Origin of the sequence: Haloactinospora alba (assembly GCF_006717075.1) — a bacterium.
Classification (GTDB): domain Bacteria; phylum Actinomycetota; class Actinomycetes; order Streptosporangiales; family Streptosporangiaceae; genus Haloactinospora; species Haloactinospora alba.
The window spans coordinates 2749412-2767332 of the sequence record NZ_VFQC01000001.1 but is presented as its reverse complement, the minus strand read 5'-3'; the positions used below and the strand labels follow the sequence as shown (position 1 = coordinate 2767332).

General features: G+C 72.0%; 15 protein-coding genes, 3 tRNA genes and 1 pseudogene. 12 read left to right on the top strand and 7 right to left on the bottom strand.

Going from position 1 to position 17921, the window contains the following annotated elements; all coding sequences use genetic code 11:
* Positions 1-73: 73 nt before the first annotated feature.
* The gene (locus tag FHX37_RS12445) at positions 74-853 is read right to left on the bottom strand and encodes a DUF3152 domain-containing protein (RefSeq protein WP_246062264.1); all 780 of its coding nucleotides are present in this window, start codon (positions 851-853) and stop codon (positions 74-76) included.
* Positions 854-1060: 207 nt separating this feature from the next.
* Here FHX37_RS12445 and FHX37_RS12440 point away from each other — a divergent pair, with 207 nt between their 5' ends.
* The 6 genes from FHX37_RS12440 (at position 1061) to FHX37_RS12415 (ending at position 4683) form a co-directional block, all read left to right on the top strand.
* Positions 1061-1858, top strand: a complete 798-nt coding sequence (locus FHX37_RS12440; RefSeq protein WP_141924040.1) for a fumarylacetoacetate hydrolase family protein — start codon at positions 1061-1063, stop codon at positions 1856-1858.
* Positions 1859-2087: 229 nt separating this feature from the next.
* Positions 2088-3548, top strand: coding sequence for a glutamate--tRNA ligase (gltX, locus tag FHX37_RS12435; RefSeq protein WP_141924039.1), 1461 nt, complete (start codon positions 2088-2090; stop codon positions 3546-3548).
* Between the two features lie 133 nt (positions 3549-3681).
* Positions 3682-3753 (top strand) — tRNA-Gln (locus FHX37_RS12430).
* Between the two features lie 55 nt (positions 3754-3808).
* A tRNA-Glu gene (locus FHX37_RS12425) sits at positions 3809-3881 on the top strand.
* Between the two features lie 97 nt (positions 3882-3978).
* Positions 3979-4051 (top strand) — tRNA-Glu (locus FHX37_RS12420).
* Between the two features lie 173 nt (positions 4052-4224).
* Complete coding sequence (locus FHX37_RS12415; protein ID WP_141924038.1) at positions 4225-4683, top strand: carboxymuconolactone decarboxylase family protein; 459 nt, start codon at positions 4225-4227, stop codon at positions 4681-4683.
* Positions 4684-4730: 47 nt separating this feature from the next.
* Here FHX37_RS12415 and FHX37_RS12410 read toward each other — a convergent pair whose 3' ends face one another.
* Positions 4731-5378: a MerR family transcriptional regulator gene (locus tag FHX37_RS12410; RefSeq protein ID WP_141924037.1), complete on the bottom strand. Its 648-nt coding sequence runs from the start codon at positions 5376-5378 to the stop codon at positions 4731-4733.
* 81 nt (positions 5379-5459) lie between these two features.
* Between FHX37_RS12410 and FHX37_RS12405 the strand changes: the two are divergent.
* Positions 5460-6507 (top strand): annotated as a pseudogene (locus FHX37_RS12405) (TlpA family protein disulfide reductase).
* A gap of 66 nt (positions 6508-6573) precedes the next feature.
* The gene (locus tag FHX37_RS12400) at positions 6574-7311 is read left to right on the top strand and encodes an SGNH/GDSL hydrolase family protein (RefSeq protein ID WP_141924035.1); all 738 of its coding nucleotides are present in this window, start codon (positions 6574-6576) and stop codon (positions 7309-7311) included.
* Between the two features lie 50 nt (positions 7312-7361).
* On the opposite strand, the gene FHX37_RS12395 is transcribed toward FHX37_RS12400, so the two are convergent.
* The 5 genes from FHX37_RS12395 to FHX37_RS12375 all read right to left on the bottom strand — a co-directional run bounded on the left by FHX37_RS12395 (position 7362) and on the right by FHX37_RS12375 (position 12820).
* Complete coding sequence (locus FHX37_RS12395) at positions 7362-7973, bottom strand: TetR/AcrR family transcriptional regulator (protein WP_141925229.1); 612 nt, start codon at positions 7971-7973, stop codon at positions 7362-7364.
* A 155-nt stretch (positions 7974-8128) separates the two neighbouring features.
* Entirely contained in the window at positions 8129-9220 is a 1092-nt protein-coding gene (locus tag FHX37_RS12390) for a PDR/VanB family oxidoreductase (protein ID WP_141924034.1), read from the bottom strand.
* Between the two features lie 35 nt (positions 9221-9255).
* Complete coding sequence (locus tag FHX37_RS12385; RefSeq protein WP_141924033.1) at positions 9256-10191, bottom strand: metal-dependent hydrolase; 936 nt, start codon at positions 10189-10191, stop codon at positions 9256-9258.
* 29 nt (positions 10192-10220) lie between these two features.
* Positions 10221-11993, bottom strand: a complete 1773-nt coding sequence (locus FHX37_RS12380) for an SDR family oxidoreductase (RefSeq protein WP_141924032.1) — start codon at positions 11991-11993, stop codon at positions 10221-10223.
* Positions 11990-12820, bottom strand: coding sequence for a M24 family metallopeptidase (locus FHX37_RS12375; RefSeq protein ID WP_141924031.1), 831 nt, complete (start codon positions 12818-12820; stop codon positions 11990-11992). The genes FHX37_RS12380 and FHX37_RS12375 overlap by 4 nt, the downstream gene beginning before the upstream one ends.
* 125 nt (positions 12821-12945) lie before the next feature.
* On the opposite strand from FHX37_RS12375, the gene FHX37_RS12370 reads away from it, so the two are divergent.
* The 4 genes from FHX37_RS12370 to FHX37_RS12360 all read left to right on the top strand — a co-directional run bounded on the left by FHX37_RS12370 (position 12946) and on the right by FHX37_RS12360 (position 17912).
* Entirely contained in the window at positions 12946-14097 is a 1152-nt protein-coding gene (locus FHX37_RS12370; RefSeq protein ID WP_141924030.1) for a PQQ-dependent sugar dehydrogenase, read from the top strand.
* A gap of 682 nt (positions 14098-14779) precedes the next feature.
* The gene (locus tag FHX37_RS12365; RefSeq protein WP_246062262.1) at positions 14780-15268 is read left to right on the top strand and encodes an ABC transporter ATP-binding protein; all 489 of its coding nucleotides are present in this window, start codon (positions 14780-14782) and stop codon (positions 15266-15268) included.
* Positions 15247-15522: a hypothetical protein gene (locus FHX37_RS23580; RefSeq protein ID WP_394344495.1), complete on the top strand. Its 276-nt coding sequence runs from the start codon at positions 15247-15249 to the stop codon at positions 15520-15522. The genes FHX37_RS12365 and FHX37_RS23580 overlap by 22 nt, the downstream gene beginning before the upstream one ends.
* Positions 15522-17912 (top strand): FtsX-like permease family protein, encoded by a 2391-nt coding sequence (locus FHX37_RS12360; protein ID WP_246062261.1) that lies wholly within the window; start codon positions 15522-15524, stop codon positions 17910-17912. Before FHX37_RS23580 ends, FHX37_RS12360 begins: the two co-directional genes overlap by 1 nt.
* Positions 17913-17921: the final 9 nt, after the last annotated feature.

The following is a 17921-nucleotide window of genomic DNA, read 5'->3' as shown; positions in this document are numbered from 1 at the left end:
GGCGCAGCGAACCCTCTGCCGACCGGTGCGAACGCGGCCGGGCGGTGCCGGGCGACACGCGGTGGAACAGGCCCTAACCGGCCTCGGGGTTCACCCACCCGTTGGGTTCGCACCCGTCGAGACCCAGCGTCTGCTGCTGCATCACCGGCGCGCGCTCTCCCTCGCCCGGGCAGTCGACGTGGCCGTACCCCAGGGTGTGGCCCACCTCGTGGTTGATCACATAGGTGCGGTACGTCTCCAGGTCCCCGTTGAAGTGCTCGACGCCGCTGACCCACCGGTTCTGGTTGATGATGGCGCGCCCGTCCTGGGCGCAGGAGACCTCGCCGTTGGTCTGCAGCGGGGCGCACAGCTCGTCGACCGTGTCGGGTGCCGCGAGCGCCACCCGCACGTCGGCGGGTCCGGAGTCCACACGCCGCATCCGGTCCTCGCCCCGGTTCCCGCCCCAGCTCCGCTCGTGGCTGAGGATCGTCTCCACGGCGTCGGCGAAGTCCCCGGCGTCACCGGGCAGCCCCTCCTCCACCTCGACCAGGTAGTCCGTGTACGGCCCCTCTCCCGGAGGCTCGCCGCTGCCCTCGACCACGGCGAGGTCGCCGCTGCCCTCGGTGACCTCCGAGGTCTCCGAACGCAGCAGCACCGGAGGCTCGGACCCCTCACCGGCGGGCGGACTGGCCGCGTCCTTGCCGCCGTTGGCGTCCGCCGACGGCGGAGCGGAGGTGGCACCCTCCGGCTCCGGCGAGTCCGTGTTCACCAGCACGAGCCCGGTTCCCGCCGCGAGGACCGCGGACCCGAGTACGGCCGCGGGGGCGAAACGGCGGTGGTGTCGTCGGCGGCGCTGCGGTGCGGGTCCGGGCACGGCGTGGCCTTCCTTCCCTCGTGTCGGCCAGGTTCGGTGAGCAGCGATGGTACGCTCCTGTCGCACAACGTGTCCGGATGGACGCGTCGGGTGTCGCCCCCTGGCGGGAGTGTGGTGTGCGTGTGCTGTCGTAACGGTGCTGCCCAGGTCGTGCCCTCGGTAACGTCGGGAGGGACGTATCCGTGCATTCCCGAAGGTAGGGCAGTCGTGCGCATCGCGAGATTCTCGTCCGGGGACGAGGTCGGTTTCGGCCTGATCGACACCGAGGACGCCGGGCAGCAGTACGTTTCCCGCCTCAGCGGACATCCGCTGCTGGGGCAGGTGCAACTCGCCGGGGAACGGGCGAAGCTGGAGGACGTACGGTTGCTCAGCCCGGTCCTGCCGAGCAAGGTCGTCTGTATCGGCAAGAACTATGCCGACCACGTCACCGAGATGTCGGAACTCACCGGGGAGGATACCGCAGAACCCGCGGTCTTCCTGAAACCGTCCACCGCCGTGGCCGGGCCGGACGACCCGGTGTTCCACCCGGAGATCTCACAGCGGGTGGACTACGAGGGCGAGCTGGCCGTCGTCATCGGGAGGCTGTGCCGCGAGGTGCCGCGGGAGCGGGTCTCGGAGGTCGTCTTCGGATACACCTGCGCCAACGACGTGACGGCACGGGACCTGCAGCAGCGGGACAAACAGTGGACCCGGGCGAAGGGGTTCGACTCCTTCTGCCCGATCGGCCCCTGGATCGAGACGGGGCTGAGCGTGGAGGAAGCCTCCGACCTGCGGCTGACCACCATGGTCGACGGGGAGGTGCGCCAGGACGACCGCACCTCGCGGCTGATCCACGACATCCCCGCGCTGGTCTCCTACATCAGCTCCTTCATGACGTTGCTTCCCGGGGACGTCGTCCTCACGGGCACCCCGGCCGGGGTCGGCCAGGTCACCCCCGGCCAGGAGGTGACGGTGAGCGTGCAGAGCGTCGGTGAGCTGAGCAACCGGATCACCACCCGGGACTGACCGGGGCGGGGCGCCGGGCTCCGCTGCTGGGCCGGAGGGACCCGTGTTCGGGCGCCGGGCCCTGTCCGACGGGTGCTGTTGACCGTGCGCGGCGCGGCCAGCGCCGCGCCGGCAGGGCCGATGACGGCTCCTCTGCCGACTGGCGGGAACGCCGCCGAGCTGGCGCTGGGACGTCGCCTAGCAGGACAAGCGTCCGTCGAAGGGGGCCTGGCGGCGGTACCTTGGGGGCGTGACTGAGACTTCGATTCGGACCCGTTTTGCCCCGTCCCCCACTGGGCTTTTCCATGTCGGAAGCGCCCGCTCGGCGCTGTTCAACTGGGCCCTGGCCCGACAGGACCCTCAGGGCAGGTTCGTGCTGCGCATCGAGGACACCGACGTGCAGCGCAACAGGCCCGAGTGGACCGAGGGGATCATCCAGGCCATGGCCGCGCTCGGCATCCACACGGACGACCCCCACTTCGAGGGGCCCTACTTCCAGTCGGACTACGCCGCCGCGCACCGGGAACACGCCGAGTGGCTGTACACGCAGGGGCGGGCCTACTACTGCGACTGCACCAGGGAACAGGTGCGCGAGCGCCAGGACAACCCGCAACTGGGCTATGACGGTTTCTGCCGGGACCGGGGGCTGGAACCGGGCCCCGGCCGGGCGCTGCGGTTCCGGGTTCCCGACGGCGGTCCGACCGTCGTGGACGACCGGATACGCGGCCGGGTGGAGTTCGCGCACAGTTCCATTGAGGACTTCGTCATCGCCCGCGCGGACGGCTCCCCGCTCTTCGTGCTGGCCAACGTGGTCGACGACGTCGAGATGCGGATCACACACGTCATCCGGGGCGAGGAGCACCTGTCCAACACCCCCAAGCAGCAGCTGCTGTGGCGCGCGTTGGGCCACGAGCCGCCCGTGTGGGCGCACCTGCCGGTCATCGTGAACGAGAAGCGCCAGAAACTCTCCAAGCGTCGGGACAAGGTCTCCCTGGAGGGGTTCCTCGACGAGGGTTACCTCCCCGAGGCCATGGTGAACTACCTGATGCTGCTGGGCTGGGCACCGGGCGGCGACCAGGAGATCATGCCGTGGTCGGAGATGGAGCAGCTGTTCGACATCTCCGAGGTGAACAGCTCCAGTGCCTTCTTCGACGAGAAGAAGCTGCGGGCGTTCAACGGCGAGTACATCCGGGCGCTGAGCACCGAGGAGTTCGTGCGGCGGTGCCAGCCGTGGCTGCACGGCGAGTCCGCGCCGTGGCCGGCGGAGAACTACGACGACGCCGCGTTCCGCGATCTCGCGCCGCTGGCGCAGACCCGGGTGGCCCTGCTCAGCGAGATCGTTGCCAACGTCGACTTCCTGTTCCTGGACGAACCGGTCGAGGACGAGAAGAGCTGGAGCAAGGCGATGAAACCGGGTATCGGTGAACCGATGCTGTCCGCGACGCTGGACAGGTTCGCCGACGCGGAACTCGCCTGGGAGCCGGAGGCGCTCAAGGCCGCCCTCGAGGAGGTCGGGGCCGAGCTGGGACTGAAGCTCGGCAAGGCGCAGGCGCCGGTGCGGGTCGCTGTCACGGGGCGCACGGTCGGCCTGCCGCTGTTCGAGTCCCTGGCGGTGCTCGGCCGGGAGCGCACCCGCGAGCGGCTGCGTCGCGCACTGGACCGGTTGCGCCGGGAGGAGGAGGCGGCCACCCCCGCTTCGCCGGGGGAGTGACACCGCTGTCCGGGGCGGCCCGGGTCCCGCTCGGGCCGCCCTTGGTTTCCAGTTCGCGCGTTGCCGCGATGTCCGCTAAAGTTGTTCCTGCGCCGAGGGAAAGGCCCCCGAAAGAGAGGCCCCTCCCAAGCACTGGGGTATGGTGTAAGCGGCAGCACGACTGATTCTGGTTCAGTTAGTCTAGGTTCGAGTCCTGGTACCCCAGCAGCGTTCTGCCATAGGTCAGGAACGCATGGAGTCGGGAAACCGGCTCGGATTGCGCCCCCGTCGTCTAGAGGCCTAGGACGCCGCCCTCTCAAGGCGGTAACGGCGGTTCGAATCCGCTCGGGGGTACGTGCAGCTGAGAGCTCCCATGCCGTGGGGGCTCTTTTGCTGAGTGGCAGCTCCACTCCGGAGCTCCCCGCTCGTTCGCGCACAGTTCCGGCACAGCGCCCCTGTCGTCTAGAGGCCTAGGACGCCGCCCTCTCAAGGCGGTAACGGCGGTTCGAATCCGCTCAGGGGTACTTCGAGCCCTCCGCCCCGGACGGGGCGGGGGGCTTTTTCGTGTTCCGGCGGGTCCGCGCCAGCGCGTGAGCCGGATCACCCTACCGTGCTGTCACACCGGGGAGCCGCGGCGGGTCGGTGAGGTCGGCAGGCCGATCCGGCGGGTCGGCGATCCGACAGTTCGGAGGTTGTTATGACGGCGGAAGCGGTCGAACGGGTCTCGGCGGTGGCGGAGCTTCCCCAGGTGCTGGGGAAGGTGCGCGAAGCCCGGCGCCTGCTGCACGGGACGCTCGGCGAGAACCTCGCGGAGCTGGTGGAGCTGCGCTGCTCGTACCTGAACGGGTGCGCCTTCTGCATCGACATGCACGCCCGGGACGCGGCCGAACTGGGCGAGGAGCGGCGGCGGCTGTTCACCGTGGCGGGGTGGCACGAGGCCCGTAACCACTTCACCCCGGCCGAGCAGGCGGCGCTGGCGCTGGCCGACGAGGTGACCCGGCTCGGTGAGGGCGGGGTCTCCGACGGGGTCTACGCCCGGGCGGCCGAGCACTACCCGCCAGAGGAGTTGGCCGCGCTCATCGCGACGATCGGGGTGATGAACCTGTTCAACCGGGTGATGGTCGCCACCGGGAGCCAGCCGCCCGACCTGGACTGACCGGGACGCGACCGGGCCGGGGCGGTGCGCCGCCTCCGGCCCGCGGCTCACTCCGCGGAGTGCTCGCCGGAGCCGAAACGGCGGGCCGAGGCATCCTCCTGCGCCAGGCGGTGCAGTCCGAGGAGGGCCTGTTCCATGAGTGCGGTCATCGTGACGACGTGTTCGGCGGTCTCCGCCCGGGAGGCTTCCGGGTCGACGGTCGCGATGTCGCGCTCCGCCGCGGTGCGGGCGGCGGATGCGTAGACGCGCAGTGTCTCCGCTCCCACCGGGTGGCCGAGGTGGGCGAGTGTCGCCACGGCGGCGGTCAGCTGCTGACGGGCCGGGGAGTGGGGTGTGACGTTCCACCCCAGCTGGGCGAGGAGGCCCGTGGTGGTCGCGGCCGCCTCCTCCCAGGCGCCCTCGTCGGGCGGCGCCTCGGCCAGGGGGGTGAAGGCGTACTGGGTGGCTCCAAGAAGGTGGTGGAGGTCCGTGCCGGGGTCGTCCATCGCCTCCAGCACCGTCCGGATCCGGGCGAGCGGTACCTCGGCGGTCTCCACCAGCGCCCGGATGAGGCGCAGTCGGCGCAGGTGCTCCTCGCCGTAGCGCGCCTGGGTGGCCGAGGTCGCCTCCCCCCGGGGGAGCAGGTTCTCCCGCAGGTAGTACTTGATGGTCGCGACCGGAACCCCGCTCCGCTCGCTCAGTTCGGATATCCGCATCGCCTCTCACCCTTGCCCCTCGGATTGGATAGTACTACTCTCCAAAATTAGAGAGTGAAACTATCCAAAGGAAAGGGTCGGATGCGTATCACGGTGCTCCTCCCGGACAGGACGGTCGCGCTGGAGGCACACACCGGCAGCTCCGGCCGGCTGCTCGTCCCCACCAGCGCCCCGGTGCTGGGCTGGACCCGACAGTCCCACGGCTGGTGCCACGGTGACGCCTGCGTTCCCGACAGCGTGGCCCGCGGCATGGAACACGGCGGCTCCCTCGACCTCGTCGCCTTCCTCGAAACCCTCCGCCACACCGTGGTCGCCGACACCGACAACGGCGTGCTCGCCGCGGTCCCCGACCCCGCTCCCGCCGGAGCGACGGGCGCCGCCCCCGATCCTCGAGCTGCCCGACACCGCCGGGATCACCCACCGGTTGCGGGACTACCGCGGCCGCAAGGTCGCCCTGGTGATGTGGGCTCCCTGGTGCGGGTGCCGCTACGACCTGCCGGCCTGGGAGCAGCGCCACCGCGAGCTCTCCGGAAGCGGCCTCACCGTGCTCAGCGTGGCGGTCGAGACGTCGGTCGGGGACGCGCGCCCGTGGATCGCCGAGGCCGCACCGAGCCACCCCGCCCTGGTCGACATCCACGGGGCGGTGGCGGCGGCCTACGATATCGTCAACGTGCCCACGGTGGTGTGGGTGGACGAGGAGGGGAACATCGCCCGACCGCAGGACACCCAGGTCGCCACCGACCTCTTCCGGTCCCTCAACGGGCTCAGCGCCGCGGACTCCCTGCGCGCCCTGCGCCGCTGGGTCCACCACGACGACCCGGGCCTCACCCCCGCGGGTGGCGGAGGCGGGTTGCGCCGGCCCGACAGCAGCGGACAGCGCGCCCGCGCCCACGCGCGGGTCGCGGCCGAGCTCGCGCGCCGCGGCGACTCCGGGCCGGCGGAACGGCACTACGAACGGGCGGCGCGGCTCGCCCCGCACGACGTCACCATCCGCCGGGGCCTGATGCCCGCCCGGGGCGTGGACCCGTTCGGCGACGCCTACTTCCGGTTGCGTGCGGAGCTGGAACACTCCGGAATCCCGGTGTACCGTCCGCTCGTCGCCCCAGAGCCGGAGGAGGGCCATGCGTGAGACCGCGGAGGGCAGCACCACGGCACAGCCGCGCTCCCGCCACCACCCGTCCGGACGGGAGGAGGCGTGAACGCGGCGCTGCTGCGCTGCGCCCAGGTGGTGGTGTGGGCGTCCGTCCCGGTGCTTCTCCCGCAGGGGATGCGGGTGCGTGCCACCACGCCGGTACTGCCGGAGGCCCGCGGCATGCGGGGGAAAGCGGCGGGTGACTCCGAGCGGCGGCCGCTCGACCTGCTGGTGCTGGGGGACTCCACGGCCGCGGGAGTGGGGGTGTCCCACCACGGGGACGGTGTCGCCGGCCACCTGGCCGCCGCGCTCGCCGAGCGCAGCGGGCGCGGAGTGGCGTGGCGGGTGGTGGCGCGCAGCGGTGCCACCGTCGGCGGGGTGGAGCGCCGCCACCTACCGGCGGCTGTGGACGGGCCGCCGCCGGACGTCGCCGTCGTGCTGGCGGGCGTCAACGACACGCTGCGGCTGACCCGGCTCGCGACCGTCCGGGCCACCATGGCCCGCATCCTCACCGAGCTGCGCCGGAACCATCCCGACACCCGTGTCCTGCTCAGTGGCACACCACCGCTGCACCGGTTCCCGGCTCTCCCGGCGCCCACGCGGCAGGTGCTCGGCCTGCGGGCGCGTGCCGTGGACCGGGCCGTCTCCCGGGCCGCCGGAGACGCCCCGGGGGCGGTGTACGTGCCCGTCCCGGACCTGACCGCAACGGCGGGAGTGTTCGCCGCCGACGGGTTCCATCCCGGTTCCGGCGGCTACCGGGCCTGGGCCCGGCGCCTGGCCAGCCACTGCGACCTCCCGTGACGTCCGGTGGCCGGACCGCCGGGCGGACGCGGCACCGGTACGGTTTCCGGTCACGTGTCCTCGCCGACGGCGGCCCGTAGCGCGTGCGTCTCCTCCGGACCGACACCGGAGGCACCGACCATCGCCACCAGCTGGTCCAGTAGCCACTCCTCCAGCTCATCCTTGGGCATGGTCCGCTCCTCCAACCAGATGAGCAGGGCGGACTCCACGGTGGAGATCCAGCACCGCAGGGTCAGTACCAGAAGCGGCGAGGGCGTCTCGATACCGGAGCGCTCCAGCAGCAGCCGCAGTACCTGGGAGCGCACCTCGTCGATGACGGAGGTGGCGCTCTCGGTGGCGGCCTTGGAACCGCTGCGCAGCAGCGCCACGTAGGCGGGGGCGTAGTGGTCGGTGAAGTCGATGAAGGCCCGCAGCGAGGTGCGGAGCTGGTCCAGTGTCCCCAGGTGGGTGGGCGGGGTGAGCAGCGGCGACAGTTCGTCCACCGCGCTGCGCAGCGCGGCCGTGCGCAGCTCGGCCATGTTGGGGAAGTACCGGTACACCAGGGCGCGGGAGACGTCGGCGGCCTCGGCGATGTGCTCCGGGGTGATCTCCTCCGGCGAGTACCGGGCGAACAGTCCCAGGGCGGTGCGGATGAGGTCCTCCCGGCGCCGGTGCGGCGGCATGCGGCGGGGGCGGCGCGCCTCCCCGCTGCCGCCGCGGCCGGACGGTTCGGACTCGGGCATGGCCATGGCTGCTGGTTCCTCCGCGTATCCGGGTCGGGTGCCCGCGTGGCTGCCTCCCGCCGGCGGGAGGCAGCCGGTGCCCTCCGGACGCGGCGTCACAGGTCCAGCACCAGTCGCCCGCCCCGGGAACGGGACACGCAGATCGCGACCGTCCCCTCGGACACCGGCCCGCCGCCTGTCGGACTACCACGGTGCTCGACCTCGCCGGCCAGGAGTGGCACCCGGCAGGTGTTGCAGAAGCCCTGACGGCAGGAGTAGGCGACGTCCGGCAGCACCCGCTGGATGGTCTCCAACACGGTACGGTCGGCCGGAACCTGCAACACCCTGCCGGTCCGGGCGAGTTCCACCTCGAATGGTACGCCGTCGCGGACCGGTGGGGCGGAGAAACGTTCCCAGTGGAAACCCACACCGGGGCGTTCCTCCAGGGCCGCGCGCACCCCCTCGAGCAGCGGCGGAGGACCGCAGCAGTACACCGCCGTCCCCTCCGGTGGTGTACCCAACAGTGCGGCCGGGTCGCCGACACCGTGCGTGTCGTCGGTGCGCACCTCGATCGAACCGCCCCCTCGCGGGGCGGGGAGCTCGTCGAGGAACGGCATGGTCGCCCGGAAACGGCCCGTGTAGACCAGCCGGTAGTCGGCGCCGGCGCGTTCGGCGGCGTGGACCATCGGCAGGATCGGGGTGATCCCGATACCACCGGCGAGGAACACGTAGCTGGGCAGCCGGGCGAACGGGAACGCGTTGCGGGGGCCGCGGACGGTGAGTTCCCGCCCCGGTGGCAGCTCGTGGACCTCACCGGACCCGCGGCCGCCGGGCAGCCGGCGGACCGCGATCCGGTAGCTTCCCGTGTCGGCGGGGTCGCCGGTCAGCGAGTACTGCCGCATGGTTCCGGACGGCAGCACCACGTCGACGTGGCACCCCGGGTCCCACGGTGGAAGCGGGCGCCCGTCGGCGGCCGTGAGGTGCAGGGCCGCCACCTCCCGGGCCGGGTGCTCCACCCGGGTCACCACCACCCGGCGGTCGAGTGTGGTGGCGGGTGGCGTGGAACGCGGCGGGCCGATGAGCCGGGTCAGCCGCTCCACGGCCGGGGTGATCCGGTTGAGGGCCGTCCAGAACCGGTCGGGACGCCGACGTCCCCCCAGGTCCCGCGGGAACGGCGGGTCGGCGTAGTAGGTTTCGCTGTGTTTCATGTGCGGCTCCGCGACGTCACTGGTTGCGGCCACGGTCAGTGCTGGGCGGCGCGGGCGGCCGGTGAGATCGCGAGGTAGGCCACGGCCTGGCTGGTGGACCCTTCCTGCGACGGGTGGAAGCCGGGCCGGAGGTACCCGGGCAGCGCCCTGGCCAGGTGTCCCAGGCTCGGGGTGAGCCCGGCGCGTCCCGTGCGCAGGATGTCCCGCCAGCGTGGTTTGGCTCGCCGTCCCAGGGCCGGGTCGTTGGCCATGAGGAACCGCACCCCGCGCACCCACAGGTAGGCCATGGCGGCGGTGGCGGCGCCGTAGGCGACCACGCGCCTGCTGTAGCGGCCGTCGACGTGGGTGTACAGGTCGAAGGCCACCGACCGGTGCTCGACCTCCTCGGCTCCGTGCCAGCGCAGCAGGTCCAGCATGGTGGGGTCGGTCCCGGCCCGGTCGAGCTCGCCGGCGTCCAGTACCCACTGGCCCAGTACCGCTGTCATGTGTTCGATCCCGGCGACGAGGGCGAGGCGGGCCATCAGCCACGACTCGGCGGCCTGCCCGGTCAGGCCGCGGTCGCCGAGCAGTGTGCGGAACATCCAGGCCACCTGGCTGACGTAGGGGGTGGGGTCCAGGCCGTGGGCGTCCATGTGGTCGAGGACGCCGGCGTGCGCCTCGGCGTGGGTGGACTCCTGGCCGATGAAGCCCAGGACGTCCTCCCGCAGCCGTTCGTCGCGGATGTAGGGCAGCGCCTCCTTGAACACGGCGACGAACCACCGCTCGCCCTCCGGCAGCAGCAGGTGCAACACGTTGATGACGTGGGTGGCGAACGGTTGGCCGGGGATCCAGTGCAGGTCGGTCGCTGACCAGTCGAACCGCACGTCACGCGGGGTCAGGTCCACCTCGGCGGGTCCCTCGCCGGTGGGGGACGGGGCCGGGCTCGTCGGCGGCGCGGCGGCGCCGGCCGTGTCGGGGGTCTCGGGTGCCAAGAGTACGCACCCCCCGTCTCTGGGGGATGTCAGTCCATGGGGGGAGAGACGCGCGCGGCGGCGCGCAGCACGTGTGGTGTCAGCCGCGACAGCGCCAGCCCGCCGTGGGCCTCCCCGGTGACCGGAAGCAGGGCCGGGCCGCGCCGGATGGCCCGGGTGATCCGCCGCGCCGCCTTCTCCGGGGTGTAACCCCGCAGCTGGTACAGCCGGTTCAGTCGTTTGCGGGCCGCCGACCCCTGCTCAGCGCTGGTGCCGGCGAGCGTGGTGTTGTCGATGATGCCGGTGTGGACCAGACCCGGGCACACGGCGGTGACGCGGATGCCGTGCTCGGCGAGCTCGCCCCGCAGGCACTGGCTGAGCATCAGCACGGCCGCCTTGGTCGTGGCGTAGGCCGGATACGCCCGGGAGGGAAGGTAGGCGGCGGCGGAGGCGGTGTTGACGATCCGTCCGGCCCGGCCGTGTTCGGTCATCATGGGGGCGAAGGAGCGGCAGCCGTTGATGACGCCCCACAGGTTGACGTCGATGGCGCGCTGCCAGTCGGTGGGGGAGGTGTCCGCGAAGGCGCCGCCCGTCCCGATGCCGGCGTTGTTGACGACGATGTCGGGAACGCCGAGCTCGGAGCGGACCCAGTCCGCGAACGTCTCCATGGCCGAGCTGTCGGAGACGTCCAACTGGTAGTGGTACCCGCCGGGGCCGAGCAGGCCGGCGAGGTCGGCGGTGCGCGCGGCCGCCTGCGCGTCCACGTCCACGGCGACGATCCGGGCTCCCTGTTCGGCCAGTTCGAAGGCGGTGTGGCGGCCGATGCCGCTCCCGGCGCCGGTGACGACGGCGAGCTGGCCCGCGAAGGCCCGCGTGCCGGGCAGGGCGTTGTTCCGTGGTGCGTGTCCGGCTTCGGTCTCGGTGACGAGGTTCGTCACCCGCTCCGCCACCGCACCGGGACGGGTGCGCGGCATCCAGTGTCCGCCGCTGAGGCGGTGCAGGCGCAGGTCCGGCACCCATGCGGAGGCGGCCGCCTGGGCCTCCTCGGACATGAAGACCTCCCCGGAGGGAACCAGCACCTGCACGGGCACGGAGGTGCGGCGCTCCTCCGGGTGGCGCATCCGGTTGCCGATGTTGGCCCGGTAGAGGTTCAGCCCGTTGAGGTAGTCCCGGATGCCGCGCCGGGACCGGTGGGCGTCGCGCGAGGGGCTGCCCTCCACCAGGCGCTCCAGTCCGGACAGTCCGAGTGTTCCCACGCCGGTGAGCCAGGCGAGCTCGGGCAGCACCGGGGTGTGGAAGAACCCGATGTAGCCGGAACGCAGGGCCTGGTTGAGTGCTTTCCCGAGCTTCGCCGGGTGGGGGCTCAGGTTGGAGCGGGTCCAGTGGGCGAGGTGGTCCAGGCAGGGGCCGGAGACGGAGGTGTAGGAGGAGAACCGCTCCGCGTGGGTGGGCTCGGTGACGGCGTGCCAGGCCTGCAGCGACCCCCAGTCGTGGGCCAGGAGGTGCAGCGGCCGGTCCGGGCTGACCGCGTCGGCGACCCGCACGAGGTCGTCGGTGAGGAGTTCCATGTCGTAGCCGCGGCGCCGCCGGGGCGCGGTGGAGGACCCCGCCCCGCGCACGTCGTAGCTGACCACGTGGTAGCGGTCGGACAGGTGCGCGGCGACGCCGTCCCAGACGGTGGCGTTGTCCGGGTAGCCGTGCACGCACAGCACGGTGGGCGCGTTCGGGTCCCCTCGGGTGTAGACCGACAGCAGCAGACCGTCGGAGGTCGCGACCCGGCGGCGGTGCGCACCGTTGGCGGGGGTGGAGGGTGTGGGGCTCATGCGGCCAGGGCTCCCTTCCAGCGGCGGACGTGGGGCAGGTCGTCGTCCAGCCAGTACGCGTCGTCCTCGGTGACGACGAGGATCTCCTCGAACTTCACCCCGACGCCGCGGAAGCCGATGTGGGGTTCCACCGCCCACATGCCGGGGGTGGCGGGGTGTTGGGAGATCTCGCCGTCGGCCCACAGCGGGGAGCGGTGGTGCATGCGCTCCACCAGCAGGTCCCCGAACAGTGTCTGCAGCGACCGGATGCCGAACCCGGCGACGACGGCGTTGGGCAGCCGGGACTGCACCTTCGTCACCTGGTGGGCGATGACCCGGCCCGGGTAGACCTGGTGGCGGTTGTCGTAGCCGCGGCGTTGGATCAGCGCGTCCACCTCCTGGTAGATCTCGCGCAACGGCCGGCCGCGGCGCACCTCGCGCAGGATCAGCTCGCGGTGTTCGCACAGGTCGTCCAGGAGGCGCTCGAACACCGGGTTGTCGCCGAGGCAGCCGGCGTAGCCGATGTCGGCGACGTAACCGTCCCGTACCGGGGCGCAGTCCAGGATGAACGGCATGCCCTCCGCGAGGCGCCGGTTGCCGGGGAAGAACTGCAGCGGGACCCGGAACCCGCGGAACGCGGTGCGGTCGCCGAACCAGGCGAACGGGGTGTGGAACCAGTCCTGTACGCCGCGCTCCTCCAGCCACGCGCGGATGCGCCGGGCCGCCTCCCGTTCGGTGACGCCCGGCTCGAGGGTGGAGGCGACCGACTGCGCGGCGCTGTAGGCGAGCTGCTGCAGCTCGCGGAACCGCGCCATGTCAGTGGTATCCGTCACATTATTGTGAGACATGCTGTCATCTTAAACAACGTGTCATTAATGGGATAGGGGGAGAGGCGAATTTCCACGCGGGCGCCACCCGGCCCCTCCCGCGAGTGAGGAGTGAGGGCAACGGGCCCGCCGGGAACACCGGGGTTATGCGTGCCATCCTTCGTCCCACCCCAGCCGCGCGGGAACCGCGGCGCTCCCGGAGCGCGCGGCCAGTCGCGCTCGCGGCGGCACTGGCCCTCGCCGTGACCAGCGCGTGCGGCAACGGCGCTCCCTCCGACGAGGGGACCGGCCCGGGGGAGAACGACCGGACCGGTTCCCCACCGGGCGAACCCAGCGCCGTGGCGAGCGACCTGGAGGTCCCGTGGGGGATGGACTTCCTACCGGACGGGTCGGCCCTGGTCACCGAGCGCGACTCCGGGAGGGTCCTGCGCGTCACCCCGGAGGGGGACACGCGCGAGGTCGGCGCGGTCACCGACGCCGAGGCCCGGGGCGAGGGCGGGCTGCTGGGGCTCGCCGTGCCCCGGGACGCCGGGGAGCGCCCCTACGTGTACGTGTACTACACCACCGGTTCCGACAACCGCATCACCCGGATGCGCTACGACCCCGACGATGGTCTGGGAGACGAGGAGGTACTGGTCGACGGCATCCCCAGCGCGAGTTTCCACAACGGCGGGCGGCTCGCGTTCGGGCCGGACGGCATGCTGTACGCGACCACCGGCGACGCGGGCGAGGGGCAACGCGCCCAGAACCCGGACTCGCTCGGCGGAAAGATCCTGCGGATGACGCCGGAGGGCGAACCGGCCGACGGCAACCCAGGGGGCGACCTCGTCCACAGTCAGGGCCACCGCAACGTGCAGGGCCTGGCCTGGGACGACCAGGACCGGCTGTTCGCCAGCGAGTTCGGGCAGGACACCTGGGACGAGATCAACCTGGTCGAGCCCGGGAACAACTACGGCTGGCCCGAAGTGGAAGGCACCGGTGGTGGGGGCGACTACACCGACCCGCTGCTCACCTGGACCCCCGAGGAGGCCTCCCCCAGCGGTGCGGCGATCGCCGGCGGGAGCCTGTGGGTCGCGGCGCTGCGCGGCCAGCGGCTCTGGGAGGTGCCGATCACCGGCGACGGCGGCGATCCCCTGGGCGAACCCCGGGAGCACTACGCCACCGAGTTCGGGCGGTTGCGCACCGTCGACGCGGTCCCCGACGGGGAGGGCCTCTGGCTCACCACGAGCAACCGCGACGGCCGCGGACAGCCCGAGGAGAACGACGACCGCATCCTCACCGTTCCCCTGCAGGAATGACCCCGTTTCCCGGTCAGTCGCGCGGCCCTTCCAGAAGCAGCACGTTCGGAACGTGAACCGGAAATCCTCGCGAACACTCCTGAGGAGCGAGGTTTTATCCGGTGCTTTTCGGTGTCGGTGATGGCGGTGTTCGTCGCGGGGCCGAACGTGTTGTCGGTAGCGGAGCGGCCGTGCTTCGTTTTCGGAAGTGAATCCGGAATGGTTCAACGTCCGGTGTTTCATAGCGGTGTGCGGTACATCGCCGTACGGAAGGCTATGGAATTCCTCCTGTGTCCGGAGGGCGAGCGCGGCTCCGTTGGCCGCTTCCCCGGGCGCTGCGGGGTGTCCGGCTCCCCTGACTCGTGTTCCCGCGCGTGACGCCGCACGTGCGGCGTTCACGAGGGGATTTCCGGGAGTTCCGGGTGGCACCGTCCGAGTCGCACCGGTTCTTTGGAGTGAAGAGCGGCGCGCGGTGCTTTCGGGTCCCGCTCCGTTCCCCCGCGGGTGTTCCGCAACGCATACGGGAATTCGACCTTCGTCGGGGAGGAGACCGCGCGGCACCGACTTTCGTCGGTCGTGGATTCCCTCCATCGGGGTGATCACACGAATCGCGCGCGAGAGGACGATGGGTGCCGGGCCGGTTCCTGCGGAATGAATGGGTATTCGGCGCGGCGAACACGAGAATTCCCTGGAAAGGAAACCGATGGAAGACGGGAACGGGGAGTGGAAACCCGCCCTGGAAACGCACTCCCTGGTCAAGAGATTCGGGTCCGGAGCCGCGGAGGTCACCGCGGTGGACAATGTGTCGCTGCGCATCCCCACCGGGGAGTTCACCGCCGTCATGGGGCCCTCGGGGTCGGGAAAGACCACCCTGATGCACCTCATGGCCGGGTTGGCGACGCCGACGGGCGGCCGCATCCTGCTCGGGGGCGAGGACATCACCGACATGGACGAGCAGCGGCTCACCGACCTGCGCCGGGACCGGATCGGGTTCGTGTTCCAGTCGTTCAACCTGCTGCCGACACACACGGCGGAACAGAACATCCTCCTCCCTCTGAAACTCGTGAACAACCCGACCGCCAGTACCTGGACCGGCTGGTCCACGAGCTCGGACTGCAGGACCGCACCGGCCACAAACCCTCCCAGCTCTCCGGCGGGCAGCAGCAGCGGGTGGCGATCGCGCGCGCGTTGATGAGCCGCCCTGCGGTGGTGTTCGCCGACGAGCCCACGGGCGCGCTGGACATCTCCACCGGCCGGAGCCTGCTGGCCCACCTGCGCACCGCCTGCGACGACCTGGGGCAGACCATCGTCATGGTGACCCACGACCCGCACGCCGCCAGCTACGCCGACCGGGTGGTGCTGCTCGCCGACGGTGCCGTGCGCGAACAGGTCGACTCCCCCAGTGCCGATGCCGTACTGACCGCGCTGTCAAAACTGGAGCCGTGATGATGATCGCCGATTCCTGGGCGCAACTGCGCGCCTACCCGGCGCGGTTGGTCGCCATCGTGCTGGCCGTCACTCTCGGCGTCGGGTTCCTCGCCGCGACCGCCGTGTTCAGCTCCACCTCCTCCGCCGGGTTGCGTTCGGTGGCCGCAGCCCCGCTGACCGGAGCGGACGTCTACGTGGAGGCGACGGAGGAACCCTCGTCCGGCCAGTGGTTGGAACACGTGCGAAAGCGCCCCGACGTCGCCAGTGCCAACCCCAGCCACGCGCGGACGGTGCAGGCCCGCACCGGCGGGCAGCGGCTGACCGCCACAGCGCTCACTCTCCCCGCTGACCCCCAGCTGCGCTGGTTCGACCTCGCCTCGGGATCGTGGCCGGAGGAAACCGACGAGGTCATGGCGGACAGCGCGGCACTGTCCGACGCCGGGCTCGACGTCGGCTCCACCCTCGAGATGCGGCTGCCCTCGGGGGAGACCCGCACCGTCACGGTGACCGGAGCCACCGACCTGGGATTCACGCCCCTGGCCGGGGTGGACATGCAGTTCTACGCTCCCGCCGCGTTCTTCGGGGACACCGCACCACAACAGGCGCTGGTGCGGGTGGCCGAAGGAACGGAGATCCCGGGCGTGGCCGAGGGCATCGACAGCGCCCTCGGGTCCGGGTTCCGCGCCGTGGCGGCCGCGGACCAGGCCGATGCCGCCGCTACCAAGTTCGTCGGCGGCACGACGGAGATGACGGCGATCATCCTGGCCTTCGCCTTCGTGGCCCTTCTGGCCGCCGCGATGGTCATCGCCAACACGTTCACCATCCTGTTGGCGCAGCGACGGCGCCAGACGGCCCTGCTCCGCCTGGTCGGTGCCCACCGCCGCCAGGTCCGCGCGCTCGTGCTCACCGAGGCCGGGATGCTGGGTGGGCTGGGCTCCCTGTTAGGGCTGGTCCTCGGGAGCGTGCTGGGTTACGTCGGTGCCACCCTCATGGGGCTCGCCGGCGGGGGGATGCGTGCCAACCCGCTGGCTCTGCTCGCCTGTGTCGCCGCGGGGGTGGTCATCACGCTGTGCGCGGCGTGGCTGCCCGCGCGCCGGGCGATGGCGGTCGCCCCGGCTGAGGCGCTGCAGGACGCCGCAGCGGAGGAGACCGCTACCCCCGGTCACGTCGCGGGGCTGGTGGCCGTCGGTGCGGGGGCGGTCCTGGCCGTGGCCGGGGGTGTCACCGGCGCGCTGCCGCTCACCGTCGGAGGGGGCGCCCTGTCCGCCGTGGGGCTGCTGGCCCGGTTGGGGACGACGGCGGAGCTCGCCGGAGCCAACCTGCGCCGCGCCCCCCGCCGGTCCGCCACCACCGTGACCGCCCTGGTCCTGGGAACGGCGCTCATCGCGGCACTGAGCGTGGCAGCGGTCAGCGGGCAGGCGACGGTGGACGCCGACCTGGACCGCCGCTACCCGGTGGACGCCAGTGTCCAGGCCACCGACGGCTCCATCTCCCCCGACACCGTCGCGCGGATGCGCGACATCGACGGCCTCACCCGGGTGGAGCCGGTCACCACCGCTGACGTGGAGGTCACCGCCGGAGGCGCTGGGGAACCGGTCCCGACGATCGTCGGTGCCTCGCCGGAGATGGCGCGGGCCGCCGGGGAGGAGCAGCTCGCCGACGCCACGGCCGATCCGCCCGTGATGCTGCTCCCGCCGGATCGGATGTCCGCGCTCGAGGCGGCGGACAGTGACACCGTGCGCGTGTCCGTCGGTGCGGAGAGCCGGCGGTTCCGGGTGTCGGGTTCCGAGCTGGCGAGCGTGTCCGCCGGGGAGACGGCCGTGGTCGCCCGGAAGGTGCTGGCGGGGATGGACCTCGGCACCGAGACCGGAACGGTGTGGGGAGTGGCGCAGGACGGCGCCGACCGGGACGCGCTGTCCACGGCGATGAACCGCGTCGCTGCCCAGGACCTGGGCATCACGGTCTCGGGTGCGCTGAGCGAGCGCACCGACATCGCCAACGTGCTGGACATCCTCCTCAACCTGGCGCTGGCCATGCTGGCGGTGACAGTGCTGATCGCCGTGGTGGGGGTGGCCAACACGCTGGGGCTGTCCGTGCTGGAACGCAGGCGGGAGACGGCGCTGCTGCGGGCACTGGGGCTGCGCCGTCGACGGCTGCAGGCCACTCTCGCCCTCGAGGGAGCCGCGCTGGCACTGTTGGGCGCCCTGCTCGGCGTGGTCATCGGCGTGCCCTACGGGTTGCTCGGCATCGACGCGGTGGTGGGTGGCAAGGCCAGCCTGGTGGTGGAGCTGTCCTGGGGGCGGTTGGCGCTGGTCGTGGTGGCGGCGGTGGGCGCCTGCGTCCTCGCCAGCGCCCTGCCGGCCCGCCAGGCGGCCCGTGCGGAGCCCTCGGAGGCGCTGACGGGCTGACGTCCTGAA